Source organism: Bacillus yunxiaonensis (assembly GCF_037104695.1).
In the GTDB taxonomy this organism is placed as follows: domain Bacteria; phylum Bacillota; class Bacilli; order Bacillales; family Bacillaceae_G; genus Bacillus_A; species Bacillus_A yunxiaonensis.
In genome coordinates this window covers 173,994-196,564 of record NZ_JBAWSV010000006.1, presented here as the reverse complement: position 1 = coordinate 196,564, position 22,571 = coordinate 173,994, and the positions used below count along the sequence as shown (strand labels likewise).

At 37.0% G+C, this 22,571-nt stretch carries 16 protein-coding genes and 1 pseudogene; 2 read left to right on the top strand and 15 right to left on the bottom strand.

Translation table 11 applies throughout. The features are described 5' to 3' along the window. Positions 1 to 146 precede the first annotated feature (146 nt). On the bottom strand, positions 147 to 4,259 hold the full coding sequence (locus WAX78_RS18305; protein WP_336483417.1) for a S8 family serine peptidase: 4,113 nt from the start codon (positions 4,257 to 4,259) through the stop codon (positions 147 to 149). Between the two features lie 685 nt (positions 4,260 to 4,944). Between WAX78_RS18305 and WAX78_RS18300 the strand changes: the two genes are divergently transcribed. Further along, positions 4,945 to 5,334, top strand: coding sequence for a hypothetical protein (locus tag WAX78_RS18300; protein WP_336483416.1), 390 nt, complete (start codon positions 4,945 to 4,947; stop codon positions 5,332 to 5,334). Positions 5,335 to 5,386: 52 nt separating this feature from the next. On the opposite strand, the gene WAX78_RS18295 is transcribed toward WAX78_RS18300, so the two are convergent. The 9 genes and pseudogenes from WAX78_RS18295 to WAX78_RS18255 all read right to left on the bottom strand — a co-directional run bounded on the left by WAX78_RS18295 (position 5,387) and on the right by WAX78_RS18255 (position 14,895). After that, positions 5,387 to 6,592, bottom strand: a complete 1,206-nt coding sequence (locus WAX78_RS18295; RefSeq protein ID WP_336483415.1) for an ROK family protein — start codon at positions 6,590 to 6,592, stop codon at positions 5,387 to 5,389. Between the two features lie 377 nt (positions 6,593 to 6,969). Beyond that, a pseudogene (locus WAX78_RS18290) lies at positions 6,970 to 7,299 on the bottom strand (DUF6985 domain-containing protein); the annotation flags it as partial. Positions 7,300 to 7,378: 79 nt separating this feature from the next. After that, the gene (gene lhgO, locus WAX78_RS18285) at positions 7,379 to 8,611 is read right to left on the bottom strand and encodes an L-2-hydroxyglutarate oxidase (RefSeq protein WP_336483413.1); all 1,233 of its coding nucleotides are present in this window, start codon (positions 8,609 to 8,611) and stop codon (positions 7,379 to 7,381) included. A gap of 82 nt (positions 8,612 to 8,693) precedes the next feature. Further along, positions 8,694 to 9,632 (bottom strand): glutarate dioxygenase GlaH, encoded by a 939-nt coding sequence (glaH, locus tag WAX78_RS18280; protein ID WP_336483412.1) that lies wholly within the window; start codon positions 9,630 to 9,632, stop codon positions 8,694 to 8,696. A gap of 259 nt (positions 9,633 to 9,891) precedes the next feature. Further along, the gene (locus WAX78_RS18275; RefSeq protein WP_336483411.1) at positions 9,892 to 10,035 is read right to left on the bottom strand and encodes a hypothetical protein; all 144 of its coding nucleotides are present in this window, start codon (positions 10,033 to 10,035) and stop codon (positions 9,892 to 9,894) included. A 149-nt stretch (positions 10,036 to 10,184) separates the two neighbouring features. Then, positions 10,185 to 10,544 carry a DUF3870 domain-containing protein gene (locus tag WAX78_RS18270; RefSeq protein ID WP_336483410.1) on the bottom strand — a complete coding sequence of 120 codons (360 nt, stop codon included), beginning with the start codon at positions 10,542 to 10,544 and terminating at the stop codon, positions 10,185 to 10,187. A 32-nt stretch (positions 10,545 to 10,576) separates the two neighbouring features. Continuing rightward, the gene (locus WAX78_RS18265; RefSeq protein ID WP_336483409.1) at positions 10,577 to 12,019 is read right to left on the bottom strand and encodes an aldehyde dehydrogenase family protein; all 1,443 of its coding nucleotides are present in this window, start codon (positions 12,017 to 12,019) and stop codon (positions 10,577 to 10,579) included. A 36-nt stretch (positions 12,020 to 12,055) separates the two neighbouring features. Next, entirely contained in the window at positions 12,056 to 13,384 is a 1,329-nt protein-coding gene (gene gabT / locus WAX78_RS18260) for a 4-aminobutyrate--2-oxoglutarate transaminase (RefSeq protein WP_336483408.1), read from the bottom strand. A gap of 44 nt (positions 13,385 to 13,428) precedes the next feature. Next, positions 13,429 to 14,895 carry an amino acid permease gene (locus tag WAX78_RS18255; protein WP_413789210.1) on the bottom strand — a complete coding sequence of 489 codons (1,467 nt, stop codon included), beginning with the start codon at positions 14,893 to 14,895 and terminating at the stop codon, positions 13,429 to 13,431. A gap of 403 nt (positions 14,896 to 15,298) precedes the next feature. Here WAX78_RS18255 and WAX78_RS18250 point away from each other — a divergent pair, with 403 nt between their 5' ends. Next, positions 15,299 to 15,451 (top strand): hypothetical protein, encoded by a 153-nt coding sequence (locus tag WAX78_RS18250; protein ID WP_336483407.1) that lies wholly within the window; start codon positions 15,299 to 15,301, stop codon positions 15,449 to 15,451. Between the two features lie 134 nt (positions 15,452 to 15,585). Here WAX78_RS18250 and WAX78_RS18245 read toward each other — a convergent pair whose 3' ends face one another. The 5 genes from WAX78_RS18245 to tyrP form a co-directional block, all read right to left on the bottom strand. Further along, entirely contained in the window at positions 15,586 to 15,879 is a 294-nt protein-coding gene (locus WAX78_RS18245) for a YerC/YecD family TrpR-related protein (protein WP_336483406.1), read from the bottom strand. Positions 15,880 to 16,301: 422 nt separating this feature from the next. Continuing rightward, positions 16,302 to 17,687, bottom strand: coding sequence for a Na+/H+ antiporter NhaC (nhaC, locus tag WAX78_RS18240; RefSeq protein ID WP_336483405.1), 1,386 nt, complete (start codon positions 17,685 to 17,687; stop codon positions 16,302 to 16,304). A gap of 426 nt (positions 17,688 to 18,113) precedes the next feature. Continuing rightward, complete coding sequence (pdxK, locus tag WAX78_RS18235) at positions 18,114 to 18,929, bottom strand: pyridoxine/pyridoxal/pyridoxamine kinase (protein WP_336483404.1); 816 nt, start codon at positions 18,927 to 18,929, stop codon at positions 18,114 to 18,116. Between the two features lie 118 nt (positions 18,930 to 19,047). Then, entirely contained in the window at positions 19,048 to 20,910 is a 1,863-nt protein-coding gene (gene tdc / locus WAX78_RS18230) for a tyrosine decarboxylase (protein WP_336483403.1), read from the bottom strand. 54 nt (positions 20,911 to 20,964) lie between these two features. Next, positions 20,965 to 22,404 (bottom strand): tyrosine-tyramine antiporter, encoded by a 1,440-nt coding sequence (gene tyrP / locus WAX78_RS18225; protein ID WP_336483402.1) that lies wholly within the window; start codon positions 22,402 to 22,404, stop codon positions 20,965 to 20,967. Positions 22,405 to 22,571: the final 167 nt, after the last annotated feature.

The following is a 22,571-nucleotide window of genomic DNA, read 5'->3' as shown; positions in this document are numbered from 1 at the left end:
TGTTATTGATGTCAGAAAATCAATATAATTGCGGAAAGTTACTGTCACTTGATTGCCCCCTACCACCTTCAATCAAGAAATGTTTCTCGAACACAGTAGTAGGGGAATGAATTAGTTTACAATTCGATGAATGAAATGCATTCTATTTACTGAATCCCGAGCTCTTTCAAAATACTGTCTAATGTCTTGCCATCATACGTTTCTTTTGCAGCTGGTGGATTTTCAGCATATTTGTTTTGCAATAAGTAATTCTCTTTAACAAAGGCCATGTCTTTTTCATCAACAATACCATCAAAATTAATATCCGCTGCACGGTTGTTCGTCTTCCAAGCTTTTTGGATTTCAATCGCGTCTAAAACATCAATGACGTTATCTTGGTTGACATCACCAGCTTTCATATCAACAACATATGGGTAGATATAAAGATTTTGACCAAAAAGCTCTCCCTTAGATTCAAACCCAATCGGTTGTTTAGTGTGCACCTCAAAGTGACCAGGTACTTTCATATCTAAAGTATATGGATCCTTGCTTAAAGGAAGCTTTCCTACACTGTAATTTCCATCTACGCCGATTAAAGGAGTGGCGTCAAAAGTAAATCCGCTTGAATTCTTGAGCTTTAGCGATGCCCCAGCCTTTATCCACTCTGTTGGATTAAGAACAGAACTATACTTAGAAGTGCGGAATCCGTCCGGCGTTACTCGGCCAGAAACGTCATTAAATTGCGGCAGAACCTTAAAATTGTAACCAGCGTTAAGTAGTTTGCTAGTTTGATTTTGACTATTTATTACAGTTGCCGTTGGATTGATGCTAGCCCCTAAAGTGAAGATTTCATCCTTTACCTTTAACGTAACATCAACAACTGCCGTATGATCAAATGTCAAATTGGAATCGTTAAAGACAACCTTTACCTCGTCTCCATTCACTGTTAAAGTTGCTTTGTCTGAAACTCCATTCGCAAGTTTGGCATCGACTAAAGTTGCCTTGCCAGATGGATCTTTCAAGTTCCAAACCACTTCTTTCGCATCGCTTACATTATCCAAGAATAATTGGCCTTTAATCGGTTCACCTGTTTTTACTTTTTTGATATCGCTTTTTGCATACGTAACAGGTGTCCCTTCTTTGACAAAGAAGTATTCTTTTGTTGGTACTAAATTACCAGCTTGATCAAATCCATCTAATGTATATCGCAGTGCTGGAACGGTTTCATCCAGTTTAACTACACTTGCCCATTTTCCGTCCTTATCCATAGAAATCGGATAGAGAGGTTGAATAGGGTCCCAATTAGGAAGCACCTGATTCGAAGATTGGTCGATATCTATTCCTGCTTTCTGCATTTCTGCCACGAGAGGATCGGTAATTTGAATATTGACTGGATACGTTTTTTGACCTGGTTTGTATTCAAGGAACGGAGACGGTCCATCTAATGAACTTGTAAATGTAGGAGCGTCAATATCAATGAAAACATCCTGCTTTTCTTGCTTCACTTTTCCTTCTTGAGTTACAGCCGTAATATTCAACTTATAGTGGCCGCCAGGTTTTGCATAACTCTTTTCTTTTGCAATAGGCTGCTTAGGGTCCCCTGTAAATGCATAGTACGTCCCATTAAAGAGTGATACGACCATTTCGAGACCCTTTGGAAAAATCTCTACATCTGGCATTGTTCCGACAAAACCTAACTCTTTTCCTGTTTCTGCATCTTGCAGGGTGACATCCAATGTTTTCAAGGGTCTGATTACCGTAAAGTTGCCATAAGCAAGATAATTATAGTTAGGTCTCCGTCTCTCTGGATCTTGATCTAAATGTTTCGGTAAAATGGAATGCGAAAAGAGATCTAAAGTATAGGCATCATCCACTTCAATATAGAAATTAAATGGAATGCGATACTTATCGGATGAATCCGCTTTATTCGTCAGTACGATATACCCTTCGTATAGACCCGATTTTGCTGTCTTTGGCGCTGTCAAAAATACATTTTGTTTCACTTCTTTGTTGGCTTGTACTTCAATGCTTTTGCTGGTGCTAACGATAACGCCATTTTTACTCAGGCTGTTCGTCTCATTTTTCAATACATTTTCTTCTACAGAAACAGTGAAATTTTTAGTGATGTCACTGTTGTTTGTGAAGCTTATGTTTTTACTCACACGAGTATTGCTTCCTGTCACCTCACGGTCGTAAAAGCCAAATTTTATATCACCGGATGGATTTTTGACCTTCATGAAATTCGCACCATCTGGAATGAAGGTTTCATCGGTCACTTGTATTTTCATTCCACCATGAATGGCTTGATAAGGGTCTACACGACCTGCTCCCACTTCATACAAACTATACTCGCCATTTAACGGATCTGCCGTATTCATAAGTATTGTTTTAATATCATCTGGATCAAGCTTCGGATTCGCCTGTTTTAATAATGCGGCAATTCCAGTCGTGTGTGGGGTAGCCATTGATGTTCCGTCATGACGTGCATAGGCATATTTATAGTCTTCTGGATGTTCATGGTTAGTGATGTAAGAAGGGACTGTAGAAAGCACGCCCACCCCAGGAGCAACGACCTCTGGTTTTATATCATGAGTACCCGCGACTGGCCCTCTTGAACTGAAGTAAGCTAATTTATCTCCTTCGGTTACGATATCCTCTAAATTTGAGAAAGTGAATGCTGTGTTCCCTTGAGCAATTTTCGCTTTTAATTCCTCACCTGCCGCTTTGGTAATAGAAAAAGTAGGAATGAAGTCAACGGATTCTCCTAGATTGGTGCCAATCTGTCCGTCTGCATTGTTATACATAATAACAGCGGCTGCCCCATGTTCTTTTGCAAATTTGATTTTGTCAGTGAGGGCAAAGTTCCCGCGTTGAACGAAAGCGATTTTCCCTTTAACATCTTTGTCTGCATATTCTGCTTGTGTACCTAAGCCTACATCGACAAGCTCAAGTGATTTTTCATTTAATGTAGAAAAATTATCCGCATAGCTTCTTCCCATGCTGATGAGCTTAGTGGACCAGTTTCCTGAAATACTGCCTGTAAATGAAGTTAGCTTAACAGGAACATCACTTGCTCCTACCGTTAAAGCTAGTGCAGCTGTACCCGGTGAACCCACTGTCGAAAAATCCGGACCTGAATTTCCTGCAGCAACAACAGCCGTCACACCACTCAACACAGCATAATTAATCGCGGTACTTAATGGAAAATACGGATCGTTTATATCTGCCCCTAATGAAAGGTTCATGACATCCATTCCGTCTGCCACTGCTTTTTCAATACCTCCCAGGATCGCTGTACCTGTTCCGCTTCCATAGGGTCCTAAAACGCGGTATACATAAAGATCGGCATCTGGAGCTATACCTTCTACAGAAACTTCACTATTATTTTTATTTTGGCCTGCAATGGTTCCAGAAACATGCGTACCATGCTCTGTGTAATAGGGTGAACCGGTAAAAGGATTTCTTTCAGGTTTACCCGATTTCTGCCAATCAGCATACGTTGTTTCCATTGGATCGTTATCATTATCTACGAAATCATAACCACCTTTGTATGCATCCTTTAAATCAGGGTGATTATAGTCAATCCCAGTATCAAGAACAGCTACTTTTACACCTTTTCCGGTAATGCCTTCCTTATGTAACTTATCAATCTTTAAATAAGGAATACTCTCAACAGAAGTAGTAATTTTTCGCTCAACATCTTTTGGAAGATCTTGCTTAACAGGATCAGGATCAACTGTAAAGGTATGGTTTTTGTAAACAGCTTGGACAACATCAGATTCCAATAGGTGTTTTACTTGATCGGCTGGCAATGTCATCGCTACGCCGTTATAAGCTTTTTTGAAGGTCTGGGTGATGGAGTTAGAACTGCTTTTTGTTGTAGATTTCTCTTGAGGCAAGTATTTTTTGATGTCTTCTTTAAAAGTTTTATGTTCTTTTTCGACTTGTGCCGCAGCGTCTTCCTGTTTTAATGTTTTGCCTTTTGAAGCTGCTTCTAATACAGCTACTTTATCAGGATTCGATTTGAATTCGACAATGACGGAAATATCTTCTTTCGACTGTAACTCCGCCTCACTGAATCCTTGCAGGCCTGTAGGCTTGTTCACTTCCAATTGATTCAATGCTTTACGTTGTTCCTTTGTCAAAGATGACAGAATGTCCGCTGTCTTAAGTTCTGCTGCTACTGCTTTAGTGGAAAGTACCGAATGAATAGGCGAGATTATTAATCCCGCTGAAAACGCCATAACAGCCGCTTTCTTAATGAATGAATTAAATTCCATAAGACCCCTGCTTTCCAATTTTGATAAACTTTGCAGAATACTAGTAATCAATTACATATTTCTAAAAATTCAGAATACGATACCCCCCCTTTTCCAATTTCGATAAACTTTTCAGAATATAATACCCCCTTCGATTTTGACAAAGTTTTCAAAATACTAGTAATCAACTTCTCGTTTCCGAAAATTCAGAATATTACATTTAGCATCTCGAAATCCCGTTCACAAGTATAATATCCTAAATATTCAGACTTTGTAAATCACTTTTTTTGTTTTTGATAAAAAGTTTTTTCAGAATCATAATTTCCAATTTATAACAATCAATAAAACCCCGATAAATCGCTGTTAAATCTAAAATATATTGCTTTTTAAAATCGTTATCTATATAATAAAGCTAACTTTTTATCAGTTTGTTAAAAATAACTTTTCTATCAAAGACTGGTTGATAGAAATTCAAGGATTCCTTTATTTGTGATTTCGCTTTTAGGTCTTATCGAAATAACGATATTTGTAGAAATGTAGAATATTTAATAGCTGTTGATTTTGGAAGCGTTTTTTTGCTGGTTAAGTGAATTGAAGTGGTTTGTACATTTATCGGAAGTGTCAGAGATAAACTGGAGGGGTGGGGGCTATGGTTTAAAAGTACTCACTAGAAGTACAGAAGGGGATTTTAAAAGTTTTAAAATGGTTGCTGGTATTTGAGTTTTTCTTGGTATTTAGTGATAGTGTATTTAACTTAATTACTCCGAAGTTAACAGAAGAATTCGCTGTATCTGCTTCAAAAGTGAGTTTGGTTATTTCATTAGAAGCTTTATCTTTTGGCATTTCTACGATTATCTTTACTACCTTATGTGACAATGTTAGTATGCGTAAGTTAGTATTATATCCCAGTATTGCTATACCTTTAATAGCTATCCTTGCAATATTTGCGGATCAAAGCTTTGGGACATTGCTTTCTTTCCGTGTGCTGATGGTTTCAATTTCGTTGGCAACAATCATTTTTCTTAAAGTCCTTCCAAAGGTATACAACCGTAAGGCATATAATGAGAATGAAACTGTAGAGAAAAAAGCTCAATAGTAGTATGGGGAATAAAGAAATAAACCGCGTGATTTTTTCACGCAGTTTAGTTTCATTCAACGAAATAATTAAAAATCATACTTCCTGCACCAATGGCAACTGTATCATACTTCAAAGATGGTTGGACAAATTGAACCGGATAGTCTGAAAAATTCCGGACTCGTTGTAATGCTGTTTCGGATGCAACTTCGTAAAAGAGTTGATTTGTCCCTAACGTTCCCCCGATAACAACGACATCTGGATATAGTAAGTGAGTCAGAGTAGCAAGAGCAATTCCATAATAGAAGGCTGCTTCTCTAATGACATCTTCACAAAGCGCATCATTTTTTTCCAAAGCATTTAAAATATGATTAAATTGCACATCATCTAGTTTATCTACCATCTGTTGAATAATAGACTTATTCCCTCGTTTTATTCGGTCAATGATTTCTTTGCGAACAGAAGGTATACTGCTGTATGCTACCAGGCAACCAAAAGATCCACACCAGCATTGACGACCATGTATATCTACTGGAATGTGACCGAATGAACCTTCCACATCGATTTTTCCACGAACGATTTCTCCATTTGAAATGATACCACATCGAATACCGATTCCTGGTATGGTGAAGATAAGATTATTTACTTCTTTCATATAATCGTTTTGGTATTCACCGAGTGCAGCTAGATTAGCACCATTGTCAAGCAGCACAAGGGTATTAAAATGTTGTTTTAAAGGTCTGACAATATTTACGTTTTCCCATCCATCCGATATATACGTTTTAGGAGTAAGAATGATGCCTTTTTCTCGGTCTAGGGGACCAATGGCACCAACTCCGATTCCTAGTAGTTGATTATGCTGAACATCATGTTCGGTGAGCATCTGTTCAATATTTTCGATAATGAATTGCAAGGTGTACTCAGCTGTAATTTGCCATGTCATCTCCAACGTGGCAGAGTCTACAATATTTAAGTTTAAATCAAGGAGTAATACTGTGGTATACGTACTTGAAATGTCCACACCAACTACATAAGAAATGGCCGGATTAATCGTATACATCGACGGTTTTCGTCCGCCACTCGATTTTCCAAGACCGCTTTCATAAATTAATTCTGCTTGTAAGAGCTCTTCGATTAGACGTGCACATGTTGCTGACCTATAGCTTGTTAATTTCATTAAAGTGTTTTTATCTACAGGTCCAGTTTTGTGAATCAATCCATAAAGATGTTTAAGATTCTTCATCTTAGGAGATACCAAACCAACAAACTGTTGTAACATAACTTTCCTCCAGTTGCTCGAGTTGTATTAATTATAATTATAGACTTTCCATAATCTTACAACAAGTGGAATAAATGAAAAAACCAACTCTATTTATTTTTGATAAAAACATGCCGATGAATTATAGTAACATCCAGTTATCTTAAACCTTAAGGAAGCTAATACATTATCCACACCCTCGGCCATTTTTCCGCCAAGCTAATATATATTGCGATTTTTTAATATTATAACAAATTATATTTTCAAATCAATTAAATAGTATGTACGATGAAAATAACCTTCAATATTAATTTTCCATTTGCATAAAAAAACAAACCAATCTTTTATACTCTTTTATGTGTATTCCTAGCAAATAGTGATATTTAAATTGCAACATCCTAGTAACCTACTTCATCTACTTTTTCATTTAATAGCCGAAGGCCTAGTCCATTTTCTATATCCCATGTACAATTAAATGTAATTCCAATATCTTGACCTTCAAAAATATCCACATATGGAACAACAATTCCATCTAAACTTATCATTTCTAGTATTTGATCAGTTGTTTCAACTAATGGATAATTTTCATTTAATCCAATATCATAGCCTAGTTCATGTCGCTTTTGTTTGTAATAGTCTAATATTGATTGCAATAAACTTGGTCGTAAGTCCTCCCAATTTTGCATTAATGATTGATATGCCGTATATTGATCTTCATCAAACTTACCATATTTTACGAAATAAGGAACATAAAAGGATGGCTTCGGTATATGAACCAAAACCATCCTTTTATTAAATATTGTTTATTCAAGCTTTTACCTGAAACGCCCCCGAAGAACTTATCATATCTGCCACTACATCTGGAATCTGCTCTGCAATCGCCTCTCCGATTTTCAAACTAGCTGTTGCAGCCGGAGATGGTGCATTGCAAATATGCATGGAGTTGGTGCCTGAAATAATGCAAAAATCATCGACCATATTTCCATTAGATAGAATTGCCTGCGCTCTTACACCAGCATGAGTTGGAACAATGTCCTTATCTGTGAGTTCTGGTATTAGGCGCTGCAAGCTTTTAAGAAATGATTGTTTACTAAAAGAGCGAATCATCTCTTTCATGCCTTCTTTCATATTCGGCATTGCCATTCTCCAAAATCCGGAATAAGTCATTGTTTCCATAAAGTCTTTTAAATCAAAATCTTTTTTTGTATATCCTTCACGTTTAAAGCTTAAGACCGCATTAGGCCCTGCATGTACGTCTCCGTTTATCATTCTTGTAAAATGAACACCTAGGAACGGAAAATCTGGGTTTGGAACTGGGTAGATTAAGTGTTTCACGAGATGACGCTTTTCTGGAACAAGTTCATAATACTCGCCTCGAAACGGTACAATTTTCATATCTGTTAATAATCCTGCTTTTTTTGCGATTCGGTCACTATGTAAGCCGGCACAGTTAATGAGAAACCGCGTTGTAAAAACGCCTTGATTTGTCTCAATAGTAACGAAATCTTTTTTCTCAAAAATATGTTCCGCTTTCGTATCTAAGTGCACCTCTCCTCCGTTCTCTTGGATGATATGTGCAAACGCATAACTTACCCCTTTGTAATCGGCAATACCGCAAGAAGGAACTCGAATCGCTCCTAGCCCTTTTACATGCGGCTCAATTTCCCCTAATTCTCCTTGATCAATTTGAGAAATGTCCAAACCATTTTGCAGACCTCTCTCGTAAAGGTTCTGTAAAAGAGGAAGTTCTTCCTTTTCTGTAGCGACAATCACCTTTCCGCACATATCATAAGCAATTCCGTTTTCTTTACAGAACTGCACCATTGCGGCATTTCCTTCTTTTGCAAATCTAGCTTTGTAGCTGCCTGGTTTATAGTAAATGCCGGAATGAATCACACCGCTATTATGTCCAGTTTGGTGATGTGCAAGTATGGCCTCTTTTTCAATAACTGCGATTTTGGCATGAGGAAATTTTTTCGTTAAAGCCATCCCAGTTGAAAGCCCAACAATCCCGCCGCCAATAATTATAAAATCATACATCAAATTTCCTCCTTACATGTTATATGTACGTATACCTGTATATCATGAAAGGCAGGCCTTGTTTCAAGACCCGCCATACATATTATTTAGAGAAGCAGCCGCGTTGGCGCATTAACTCTCGATATAAATCTTTATTTTTTTCAAAAGGAGCTCGCCCGTGCATCCAAAATAGGTTATTTAAAAGAACTAAATCGCCAACTGGTAATTTTAATGCATGCGTTGCTGGAGAGTTTTCAACAGAGTGTGAGAGTTCCTTCAAATATGTTGCTTGCTCAATATTATCAGGGTAAGCGAATTGATCAATAAAGCAAATACACGGCGCATTATTTACATCAAAAAATGTTTCACGATATACGATTTCTTGTGCATTTTTACTTGGCGGTGCTTTATACGTCATTTTGACAGATGCTAGTGTATGATTTCGAAATTTATCAAGCTCTTCCCAATCATCTAAATGAAGTAAACGTGATTCGCCGCCTACTGCATTCTTTTCCTCGATTTTCATCATCAGAAGCCAATCTGTCGGTTCGTCAACAAATGTTCCATCTGTATGAAGTGTGAATAAACGATACGCCTGGCGAAGATAAGAATCACTGCTGTCTGTATCTTTCACGTTAAATCTAGCATAATACGTTCCTGTCATTGCATCAAAGTTAGACGTACCAATTAAATGCGTTAATGCCGTTGCAAATTTCACATAGTCTTCTGGATTTGTCGTTTCACCCTGTACACCAATTGTAAATCCGCCCGTTTCCCGGTCATGAATAATACCTCGAACATTCTCCATAAAGGATGCACCAAAGATCTTTTTCATTTGATCAGCAAGGATAAAACGAGAATAAGGAATATATTGCAATGATTGCTCAGAATGTTCTTTTACCTCTTCAAAGAATTGTTGAAGCAATTGCTGATTTAACACAATATGATACAAGCGTTTATGTTCTGGATGAGGAACAATTTCATATCCCTCATACTTCTTTGCAAATTTCATTTTCATTTCTTGTTCCGTGATCATCGACATCTTCCCCCTTAGTCTAAAGAAACTAAAAAGCCAGTCATACGCATCCACAATTATAAATTGTAGAAACGTACAACTGGCTTAAAATTACGAGTGTTCTTTAATCTCTTAAAGTACAATAATATTAGACAGTTATTTTATTCAACTATGTGCAAAATAGAAAGTGAAGATCGGATGTAGAGAAGGATTATTTCTCGTATGGATCTTATCACTTTATAATTAAATAATAATTTAAAATTTTCTGAATGTCAATGTGTTTATATCATTTATTTTCGTTCGTGTACTTAGCTGTATTTCGACTACATGCTTTACACATTTTACACGATTTCGCTGCATGAGTTTCCTTACATCCTCTTTTTGGCTTTACCTGCTCTTTTACACCTTGAACTTCACTTGATTTTGACATATTCCTGCCTCCTTATTGTATATAAAAAAGCCAGTTATATTCCGCCATCAAATAAGCTGGAATACAACTGGCTCTCGTTTACGAACGCTCTTTAAACAGTAAAGTGCAATAAACTCGACAGTTTCATCATTTAGTTTGGAATTAAAAAGTTATTTTATAGGATCGATTTCCTCATATTCTTCCTCAGGTCTTTCGCCGTTTACATAACTTGTATATTGGCGGTACAGATCCTTTAAAGCACTAATGATTGCATTTTGTGCTTTTCCTTGATAATGGTAAGAGATTTCTTGAATGATGTCTTCAATGCCATCTCGTAAACTATATCCTCTTAAAATTTGAGAAATAAAATCTCTCCCGTGTCCTGTCGCAAGGGTACATGACGATTCGATAATTACATGATATTTGTGATCTGCCTCTATTGTAATCGTTAGTGTTTCATAGACGCTGCGTACAGCCATCCCTTTCGGAAGCCTTGCATGTCCTGCCATGAAAAAAGTTCCTTTACGCATGTTCATCCCCCATTATTATGCATCTTTTGTCATCATACTTGATCTACATACACTGTCTTAATCCTTGTATAAAATTCTGCAGCTGCTTTCCCTTGTTCACGCGGACCAGCACTAGAGTTTTTCATTCCGCCAAACGGAACTTGCGGCTCTGCTCCTGCTGTTTCGGAGTTTACATGAACCATTCCAACTTCCATGTCATCAATAAATTGCTGAGCAAGGCTTAGGTTATTTGTACAAATAGATGCGCTAAGTCCATATTCCGTATCGTTAGCCAGGTGAATTGCTTCTTGATAATTGTTCACCTTAAACAAACAAATAACCGGACCGAAAATTTCTTCTTTCGCAATTCGTGCATCGTGAGGTACATCTTCAAAAATAGTAGGTAAAATGTAAAACCCGTGTTTTAGCTCATCTTCTGTTGGTACGCTGCCCCCGCAAATTAATGAAGCCTCTTTCTTACCTGCTTCAATCATCGATAAAACCGTTTGCTGCTGATTCTCGGATACACATGGGCCCATAAACGTATCCTTTTCTAATGGATTTCCAACTTTAAGAGCCTCTGTACGTAACACGAGTGCATTACGAAATTCCTCATAAATTTCCTCTTCAACTATAATTCTACTTGTTGCAGTACATTTTTGTCCTGTTGACATAAATGCACCTCTAATCGCAATCTCTACTGCCTTACTAATGTCGGCATCCTTTAATACAACGAGTGGATTTTTCCCGCCCATTTCTAATTGCACTTTTTTGCCGTTCGCAACAGCAGTTTGCTGAATTGTTTTTCCAACGCCATTAGAACCGGTAAAGGATATCGCTTTTATATCAGGATTTTCTGTTAATTCCGTTCCAACTACTGAACCTTTCCCAAATACACAATTGATAACGCCGGCAGGAATTCCCGCCTCATGAAAAGCATTCACGAGGTGAAATACTGACTTTGGTGTAATTTCAGCAGGCTTAATAACAACAGTATTTCCGTAAATCAGTGCCGGAGCCATCTTCCATACTGGAATCGCAATTGGGAAATTCCATGGTGTAATTAATCCTACTGGTCCAACCGCTACTCGTTTGCTGTAGAGCATCGTTTTCGGATTAGCCGAAGGAATAATTTCTCCCACAGGCTGATTCGCTTCTCCTGCATAATATTCAAGAATACTAATCGCCCGCTTCGTTTCTCCTATCCCTTCAGCGAGTGTTTTTCCTTCTTCACTCGTTAAATCATGACCGATTTCAGTCACTCGTTCTTTTAAAATAGCTGCCGCTTTCCATAAATAACTTGCCCGCTCTTGAAACGATAACCCTTGCCAATTTTGAAAGGCTTCTTTCGCAGATGCAATTGCGGCTTGTGTATCGTCTGCTGAACTTAATGGAAATTCTCCTAATACTTCTCCATTATGCGGATTATAGTTTTTAGAATATTGATTAGTAGATGGCTCTTTCCACTGCCCATTTATATAATTTAAAAACTTCATTGTACTACCTCCAACTGGAAAAATAATTGCTTCTTCTTATTTAGATACCTTAGCAATTGCTGCTTCAAGAATAGCCAATCCTTCTTCAAGCTGTTCATCTGTTATAACAAGCGGCGGTAAGAAACGAAGTACACTGCTATAAATACCGGCACTTATTGTGATTAAACCTTTATTATGTGTTTCTTGCATAATTGCTTTAACCTCTTCTGCTGCTGGCTCTTTCGTATTTCGATCCTTTACAAGTTCCATAGCCGTCATGGCACCAAGGCCTCTCACATCGCCAATTAATTCATATTTATCCTTCCAGCTATTGAATACTTCCATCATACGATCGCCGATTTCCCGAGCGCGTTTTACTAAGTTTTCTTCTTCAATGACATCTAAAACCGCTAGACCAGCCGCACAAGCAACCGGGCTTCCTGAAAAAGTCCCGCCAAGTTGTCCTGGGCCAGGTGCATCCATGAGTTCAGCTCTTCCTGTCACTGCACTAAGCGGCATACCTGCAGCGATGGATTTTGAAAATGTCATTAAATCAGGAGCTACCCCAAAATGATCCATTGCGAACAAGTTTCCTGTACGAGCAAATCCTGTTTGAATTTCATCTGCAATCATGACAATTCCATATTTATCACAAAGGTTTCTTACCCCTTGCATAAACGCAGCGGATGGTACAATAAATCCACCTTCACCTTGAAGCGGCTCCAAAATAATTGCAGCAATATTATCACTTGCTACTTCCTCTAGCATAAAACGTTCAAAATACGCTAAAATTTGCCCGTCTACTTCTTCTTTCGTCATACCGTCTTCTGCGCGGTAATAATACGGATAAGGAAGCTTGTACACATCCGGTGCAAACGGACCAAATCCATGCTTATAAGGTTTTACTTTACTCGTAAGGGACATTGTCATAAGCGTACGTCCGTGATACGCACGTTCAAACGAAACGATGGCACTGCGCCCAGTCGCTTTTCTAGCAATTTTCACAGCATTTTCTACCGCTTCCGCTCCGCTGTTTGCAAACATTGTTTTTTTCTTAAAATCTCCTGGCGTTAATTCATTCAGTCTTTCAGCTAACTCAATATAACTTTCATACGGCGCTACATGAAAGCAGCTATGAATAGAAGATTCTACTTGCTCTTGAATGGCTTTTACTACCTTCGGATGACAATGCCCTACATTTTGCATCCCAATTCCGCCTGCAAAATCGATTAATTCATTGCCATCTATATCAGTAATAATCGCTCCTTTTGCAGATTGAACATATAAATTGGTAATATTATATGGACCTGCAGGCACCGCGTTTTTTCTTCTCTCGTTTAAAATATCAGATTTTGTAGTTACAATATTGTTCTTTTCTTTTAACATTGAACTTACCCCTTTTTCATTTTTTATTTTGCATTACACACAACTTAGTCCTTCTCTAAACCAATCCCCGAACCTTTTAAAATTGGAAATCCTGCTTTATCTTCCTTGATAGACTTATTTCTAACTCTTAGAAAATAGGATGCTATCACGATAGCAGCAGCTAAAATCGTTAAATAAAATTGCATACGCATATCCGCTATAAATGCTTGTGAAACAAATATCGTAACAATCATAAGAAGCGTTGCGTATGTGAGATAAGGGAATAACCACATTTTCACTTTTAGTTTTCTTGGGTCTTCCCTTTCCGCTTCTCGTCTTAATCGAATATGAGAAACTGCAACAAACATATACATAAGCATCGTAACGCCGCCTGAGCTATTTGCTAGAAAAGCAAATAGTTTATCAGGAGATATAAACTTCAGCGCAGCGCAAACGAATGCGAATAATACACTTGCAACGATCGCCCAAATTGGTGCACCTCTACTGTTTAATTTTGAAAAAGCAAGAGGAGCATCTCCTTTTTTCGAAAGTGAAAATAACATGCGAGAACTTGTGTATAATCCTGAATTCAAAACAGATAGCAAAGACAGGAACACAACTCCGTTCATAATTTCCGCAGCAGCAGGGACTCCTGCCATCCGAAATAAACTTGCATAAGGAAGCTTCAATAATTCTGCATTATTCCACGGCATAAAAATGACCAAAATCGTTACAGAACCTACAAAGAAAAGCATAAGACGCCAAACAACACTGTTAATCGCTTTGATAACATTTTTCTCTGGATTTTCAGATTCTCCCGCCGCAATCGCAGCTACTTCACTACCTGATAAAGAAAAAGAAATAAATACAACACTGAGCAATACAGGAACAATCCCTTTTGGAAAAAAGCCACCGTTTTCAGAGATTGTCGAAAAACTAGGCCTGTCCACACCAGGGACAATTCCAAAAATCATCGCAATTCCTAAACCTAAAAATACAAGAATTGCTGCAACTTTAATAAAAGCTAACCAATATTCAAACTCTCCATATAGCTTTACAGAGTAAATATTCGTAATCGTCATCAAAATAATCATGGAAAGACTGGCTATCCACGCCGGTATGGAAGGGAACCAATTGTTAACCATCGCCCCTAACAATACCGATTCAATTGCGATAATAATGACCCAGTTAAACCAATATAACCAACCGATTGTGTAACCAGCCCAAGGTCCAATTGCCTTATGAGCATATGTTGCAAAAGAACCACTATCAGGATTTACCGCAGCCATCTCTCCTAACATCCTCATCACGAGTACAACCATTAAAGCACCAATAATATAAGACAAAATTGCTGCTGGACCTGTTGATTGAATAATTGTCCCGCTCCCTACAAATAATCCTGCTCCGATAACCCCACCAATTGAGATCATTGTTATATGCCTGGTTTTCAAGTCTTTTTGCAGTTCATTTTTTCCTTTAACCAAAAAGATCACCAACCTATAAGTATTTATTTTCACAAATCCTTCTAGCATACATAAGATTGAAACATTGCCCGGCATTGATAACGCTTTCTATAAACCGTCCTATAAATCGTTCTTCCGATAAGCATATGTAGCACTCACCCTTTGCCTATTTATAGGAAAACTAAAAAAGAGCCAGAAAAACAATGTAAAGAATTACACTGGATTTTACTGTCCCTATCCCTATGGCTCGTCTTCCTGCTAAGGAAGTTCAAGTGGAAAGAAGCCAATTCATTTCTATTCAATTCATCGTAACAATATCCGGGCTTGCAGGGAGGCTAATCACTGTCATCCGTTAATAAACTAATAATAATACAAATATACTGAATATTCAACATTTATTTTAAATTCAGCGAAATTAACATGAACCGCCTTGTTTGCATATATTATCGTACAATCGTAAAGGCGGGATAATATGGAGCGAGAACAGTATCGTCAAATGGATGAAAAAGACTTGCCGCTTGTAGAACCAAAAGCGTATGAATGCGTAAAGCAAATTGTTATTGTCGGTATTCCGACTTTCATTGGATTATCAGTTTATGGCATCGTAATGACGTTTTTGCAATGAAATGAAACTTCCATCAGTGGGGGTTTTCTTCATCCTCCATTGAAAAAAGGGAGCCAAAACTGGCTCCCTGATCGCGTTAGCATTTTTTAATGTATTTCCAAACTTCCAACACGTGACGGGCTAAAAATGGAAAATTATTTCTCTTTCATACGCTTAAAAACAACATCATACATATCATTTCCATAGTTTAAAGATCTCTTCACACGAGAAATTGTCGCTGTACTAGCTCCTGTTTCTTCTTCAATTTCATGATACGTGTTGTGCTTATATAACATTTTAGCTACTTTAAATCTTTGAAAGATTGTCTTCATTTCATTCACTGTGCATAAATCATCAAAAAAACAATAGTACTCATCTACCGTTTCCAATGTTAACATTGCCTCAAAAAATTCATCTAAATCTTTTCCACGTAATTTATCTATTAGCATATGCCTACCTCCGTAGTCGCTGCGTCACAAGATCCCTACTTCTTATGCCAAAGTATAAGCAAACTATTCCACATGATAAAGCTTGCTTTTTCTTCTACTATATTGAATGTGAACTTTATCACAAATATAGATAGTATGATTTCACCCCTATATTAAATCGACGCCTAAAGATATATTAGAAAAATATCAAAAAAGAAATTCACCTCTATTTAATCTTATTAACAATTAATAGAGTATAAGGTATTATATCACTGTTTTTTAATATTGAATCCTGCCTTTATATTAAATATTCGTGGCAAAACTTTGTCGAAATTGTGTATCCTCTACACAATTTACGATGCCAAATAAAAAAGCTGGCATATACCAGCTTTTTTATTCATGATGTTTCTAAAGTAAAATTCTAATCAATGACATGTAATGCATTAACTAGCTTCCCTATGTTCTTTTAAAGGTTGTTTTCCACTTCCAATAAACCCTAAAGCAACATGAATGACTGGAACGACCAAACAAAACACAGCGAATGGCAAATACTGCAGCGTAGATACGCCTAGCGTACCAGTGATAAACACACCGCTCACTCCCCATGGAATCAATGGGTTAACAGCTGCTCCGGCATTCGCTAAGATTCCGGAAAGGTTTTTCGGATCTAAATGAATGGCCTCATATTGTGATTTAAATGCTTCACCTGGTAAAATAACCGATAAATACTGCTCCCCTAACAGAACATTGATGCCAATAGAGCTTAATGCAGTCATAAGCATTAAGTTTCCTTTCGTGCTTACCATGCCCGAAATTTTAGAGATTAACTTTTCAATAATTTTTACTTCTACTAATAATCCGCCTAGCGCTAAAGCAAGAAGGATAAGAGACACAGACCACATCATGCTTTGCATGCCGCCGCGAGTCAGTAACGCATCTACACTTTTTACACCTGTTTTAGAAACAAATCCATCTTGCATATAAGCAGCAATTTGACTTAGGCTAGTATGTGGATGATACATATAACAGATAACAATTGTAATCGTTATACTAAGTAATAATGTCGGAATAGCCGGCACTTTTTTTCTTGCACATAAAAACAGTACTAATACTGGAATTAATGTGAAAGCTGAAATCGTAAAAGATGAATGAAGTGTCTGAACCAGCTCATCGATGCTATTTCCTGCTGATACTGATGCTCCATGTCCTACAAATAAGAAAAAGATAAGAGTTATAACAAAAGCTGGAATAATTGTCCGCATCATACTGCGAATATGTTCAAATAAATCTACTTCTGCAATAGCAGCTGCTAAGTTCGCCGTATCAGATAACGGAGAAATGTTATTGCCTAGAAAAGCACCCGATATAATGGCACCTGCAATCATTGCTGGGTCCAAACCCATCATTTGTCCCATTCCTAAAAATGCAATCCCTACAGTTGAAATGGTTGTAAAAGAGCTTCCTACCATTATCCCGACAAGAGCACAGATGACAAAGACAGAAGGTAAAAAGAATTTTGCAGATAAAATTTTAAATCCGTAAATCATGATAGTCGGAATTGTTCCTGCCGCAATCCAAACACTAATTAAAATCCCAATTAGCATAAATATAATGATAGGAATTAAACCTGGTATAATTCCATTTTGAATCCCTTTATGAATTGTATCCCAAGAAAAACCTTTTACTTTTGCAAATAAAATAACAATTCCTATAGCGATTAAAATAGGCACTTGAGGAGGTAAACTTAAGCCTATAATACAAGTTCCTATAATTGCTAATAAAACAACTAAAAGAAAGATGCTTTCTTTAAGTGTTACATCTCTTTTCATCTTAATAACTCCTTATCATGTAAATTGGTATAGGATTTTATCAATCCATCCATTTGCGATTCATATTTGTGAACAATTGCACATTCAATATCTAAACACTATATTAAAAAAGAATCAATGGAAATAAAATGACACTTTCATCAGTGGGTCCGCGAATAGTGGGATAAAGTGAAACTTCCGTAAGTGGGGGCTTTCTTCATCCCCCACTTACGGAAAGCTCTCACCAATCGGGCGCATGCCAGCAGTTATTCCCCCATCTATCTTCTACGCTTTCTCTGAATCTTGAGATAGGGGTCTTACTGCCCGTTAATAGCGGGATAAACCACAAAAGGACATAAACAATGCTTTGGATGAGTATATATCACTTACAAATCATGCCAATGGATGTTTATGCCCTCATTTTATTTACCTAAACATATATAACAGTTAACGCAACTCAGCTTTATTGTATGCACCGTGCCAAACTGGGCCAACAAACGTATTAAAATCAAATCCCTTTTTAATTCCCTCTGTCGTGAAGTCCTTTGCCTTCGCAACGGCTTCTTTTACCGAAAGTCCTTTAGCTAATCCAGCTGTAATTGCTGCTGCAAACGTACACCCTGCACCATGGTTACAGTTCGTATGAATTTTCTCCGCTTCATAAAGTACGAACTCTGTTCCATCATAAAATAAATCAATTGCCTTATGATCTTCGAGCGATTTTCCGCCTTTTATTACAACATTTTTCGCACCAAAATCGATCATTCTCTTTGCGGCTTCTGTCATATCGTTTACCGTTTTTACATTTTGCATTCCAGATAACTGACCTGCTTCAAATAAGTTTGGTGTTACAATTGTTGCCTTTGGTAAAAGAAGATTACGCATGGCAAGTCCATTTTCAGGATGCAGTGGTTCGTTTTCTCCTTTACAAACCATAACCGGGTCAATGACAACATTTTGCATATCATACGTTTCAATTACATCACTTACGAGCTCAATCATCTCTATAGATCCAAGCATTCCTGTTTTCATCGCATCTAATTTGCCGCCGGAAAAAATTGTTTTTAATTGCGCTTGTACAAGTTCCTTATCAATCGGATGAACATGATGATGCCAGTTATTATCTGGATCCATTGTGACGATTGTTGTAATGGCAGTTAGGCCAAACGTACCATACTCTTCAAATGTTTTCAGATCCGCCTGTAATCCTGCTCCTCCACTTGAATCAGAACCTGCTATCGTTAATACTTTTTTTACCATCACGTTTTCACTCCTCAATTGATCTTACTCAAATAAATAAGATCAATTATATATAAAGATGAATGCATAACGGATTTTTAACGTTATGCATTCATTCTATTAAAATGGTTTTCTACTACACTTATTTCATTTCATTGTAGATTGCTTCAAGTTTAGCTTGAATTGCGTTTTCCAGCTTAACAGCATATTCTTCAAACACTTCTTTATCATGAGCATATGGAGATAACGCACAAGCACGTAATACTGTTACTTTACCTTCACGATCCCATTCACCTTCACTAAATCCAAGACTCTTCACGAATGGAAGTGGGCTGTTACCGTAGTCAGGAATAGCAAAGTCAGTATGAGATGTAATAAACTCATTATTATATAATCCGCCTTTAACGTAAGAAGCGTGATCGAAGAAATCATGATTTAATTTGTTCATTTTTTCTAAGTCTGTATTGCCTTCTTCATTAAATACGTAGTCAACCATATTAAAGTCAGGTTTTGTTAATGGATACACACGAATTGTTTTATCGCCAACTTTAAATTCTTTATTACTTAAGAAGTCGTAGAAACGATAAGCTCCTTCAATACTTGCACCAATTAATTTACCGTAACCAGTTACATTTAGAGGTAACACTTGATGAGCTGTCCAAACTGCTGCTGCAGTTGCACCTGCTTTAGAACCTTCAAGAATATATGCACCTAATAATGCTGGAATATCTGCACCTTTTTCGAATACATACGTTGCAAAGTAAGAAATTACATCGCGCATTCTAATATCTTTAATAACAATACCGCCTGCAGAGTAAGGAATATATCCCATTTTGTGTGGATCAATTGTAATTGTTTCTGCTTGGTTCATTGCTTTAAATGAATGATAGACTTCTTTTGTTAACCAGTCACATTTTTCAGTGAAGATGTTGTGTTTTGCGTACACTTCTTCGATTTGATCCCATTCAATAAATTCGTTATTTTCATCTAAGAAAATAGAACGAGCATAACCGCCATAAGCAGCGTCTACGTGAATGTAGAAATAGATGCCTTCTTCTGCTAATTTTTCACGAAGTTCTACCATTTTATCAATACGGTCTACTTGACCTTCTTCTGTTGTACCGATAACCCCAACAACACCTAGAACAGGAATTTGCTCTGCTGCTAGTTCACGAATTTTTTCTTCTAATTTATTAATGTCCATACGATAGTTGTCATCAACATCTACTTGCTCTACACAATCAAGACCAACACCGATAATATCAGCAGCTTTTAACCAAGAATAATGTTTTGTTTGTGGAATTAACCATTTCCCTAATTTTTGTAGATTTTGACCACTGCGTGCAGAGTGAGCTTTAATTTCATCAATTTGTTCAGGAATTTGATCTAAAATACCTAGAATTTCTTCTGTAGTCATATTCAGTAATTCCCATTCAGATTTACCTGCAACAAATTCAGGAGCCACTTCTTTAATTGCTAGTGGTAAGGATTTCATATTACGTGCATACCATAAACCCTCTAGGTTAGCGATAGAACCATCTGCGCAAATATGTCCCCAGCTTTCACCTTTTTTATAGCTCATCAGTGCAGCAAACTCGTGTCCCACTTCTTCTTCCATTTGAGAAGTACCTGGCGAAGATTCATATGCTACGTTATTACCGTTCCATAACATTGCTGCTGTATAAGCAATGATAGAAGGCATTAATGTTTCAGAGTTCATATGTCCCCAAAAACGACCAGCAGCATGCCAAGGTAAAGAGTTTGTACGTAATTTAGATGATAATACATTGAACACACTGCGCATATGATCTGCAGTTTCTTGGAAATCTTTAGAGCTTCTATCTTGAGGTGTGATAACAGGTAAGTCTTGCGGCATATAGTTTTGTCTCCAACCAACATGCTCATCTACCATTTTTAATAATAGTTCTTTAAATAAATCTACATTTTCCCCTTTATCTCCTAAGAATAATGCTTTTAAATTAACTTCTGGCATTTCGTATTTCATTTTCATTTCCTCCAATTTTAAATCAAATTATATAGATGTATTAATTTTTTGTTTTTAATTAGCTTGTTTAAAATATTCCACTTCGTTATTTTCTTTTTTCCATTCTGGTTTCTTACATTTGTTAATAATGAGAGCGATCCCAATCATAACTACTGTAGCAGCCACCTGATAAATGACGTAACCAGTATACTGACTTGGTTTTAAAATGGATGGTGGAATTAAACTTACAATAATCGTAAGTACAATACCGATCATTGAGATAATAGATACAAACCACATTAATCCATTTCCTTTACTGCCTAATCTAAAAGGTCTCTTAACATTAGGCATGTTATAACGTAAGCGAATTGCTGAAATAGCAATTAAAGCATATACGATACAATAGAGAATCGTTGTTGTAATGGTAATAATTAAGAATGCACTATTCACATCCGGAACGACTACATATAAGAAAGATACTAACGAAATAACAATTGCTTGAATCATTACAAAAGTGATAGGAACATCTTTCTCTGTTCTCTTTTGGAAGAACTTAGGCAGGTTCCCTTCGTCAGCCACTTTAATCATAGATTTACTTGGTCCAAGTACCCATGCACTTAGCTGCACTAACACACCAATTAAAATCATTAAAGAAATGATGTTAACAAAGATAGATGGAATCCCTAAATCTTGACAGAAAATCAAGTATGGTTGTGTAATGTTAGCTAACTCTAAATGACCGCGTGGTACTGCATTAGAAACTGTTAAACCAGCGATAATATTAAAGATTACTAGTAAAACAACAGAAGCGATAACAGCAATTGGATAGTTACGTTTCGGATTTTCAATATTATTTGCATGTACAGATGAGATCTCTACCCCTGCAAAAATAAAGATAATCCCTGATAGGTAGGCCAAGCTGCCTAAGTCTTTTAAATTCGGTATTAAATCACTTGGCTTAAAATGTCCTAAGTAACTATTTGGCTGAATTCCATTTTTAATCATATAGATAACACCTAGAACTACGAGAATAACAAATGGAATATATACGCCAATCACAGCGCCCCAGTTACCTGCGATTTTTACCATATCAAACTTAAGGTTTAATAAAGTCACACCCCAATATGAAATTAAGATTACGGCAAAAATAAAGTAGTTATTTGAAGATAATTCTGGTTTATTAATAACGTAACCGAGTAGAACACCAACAGTTGACGAAACCATTACCATCCCGAAAAACATTTGAACCCATAATAACCATGAGGTAACAAATCCCCATTTTTCACCTAATGCATTTCTAACCCAAACTTGCGGTCCACCTTCTTCAGGAAATCCTGTCGAAAGCTCGGCTGACATGAGCGCAATAGGGAGAGCAAATACAACTGCAGCAATTAACATATAGAAAATTTGCGTCCACCCTGTAATAGCAAGTGTCGGTACACTACGTACAGTGCCAAAGAATGCCATCGTAATCCCAATTAACCCGAAAAGCGTTAATTTTTTTGTCTTGGCCATAACTATATCCTTCTTTCCTTTATTTAATTTTTAGAGAATACATAAACTGAACTAATACGCTAATTTTCAAAGGAACTGCACTTTCAAAAATACAAACGTTAAAAACTAGGGTATTAAAACAACATATCTGATACAAAATCTGTAGATCCTATAGAATCATTCCTTTC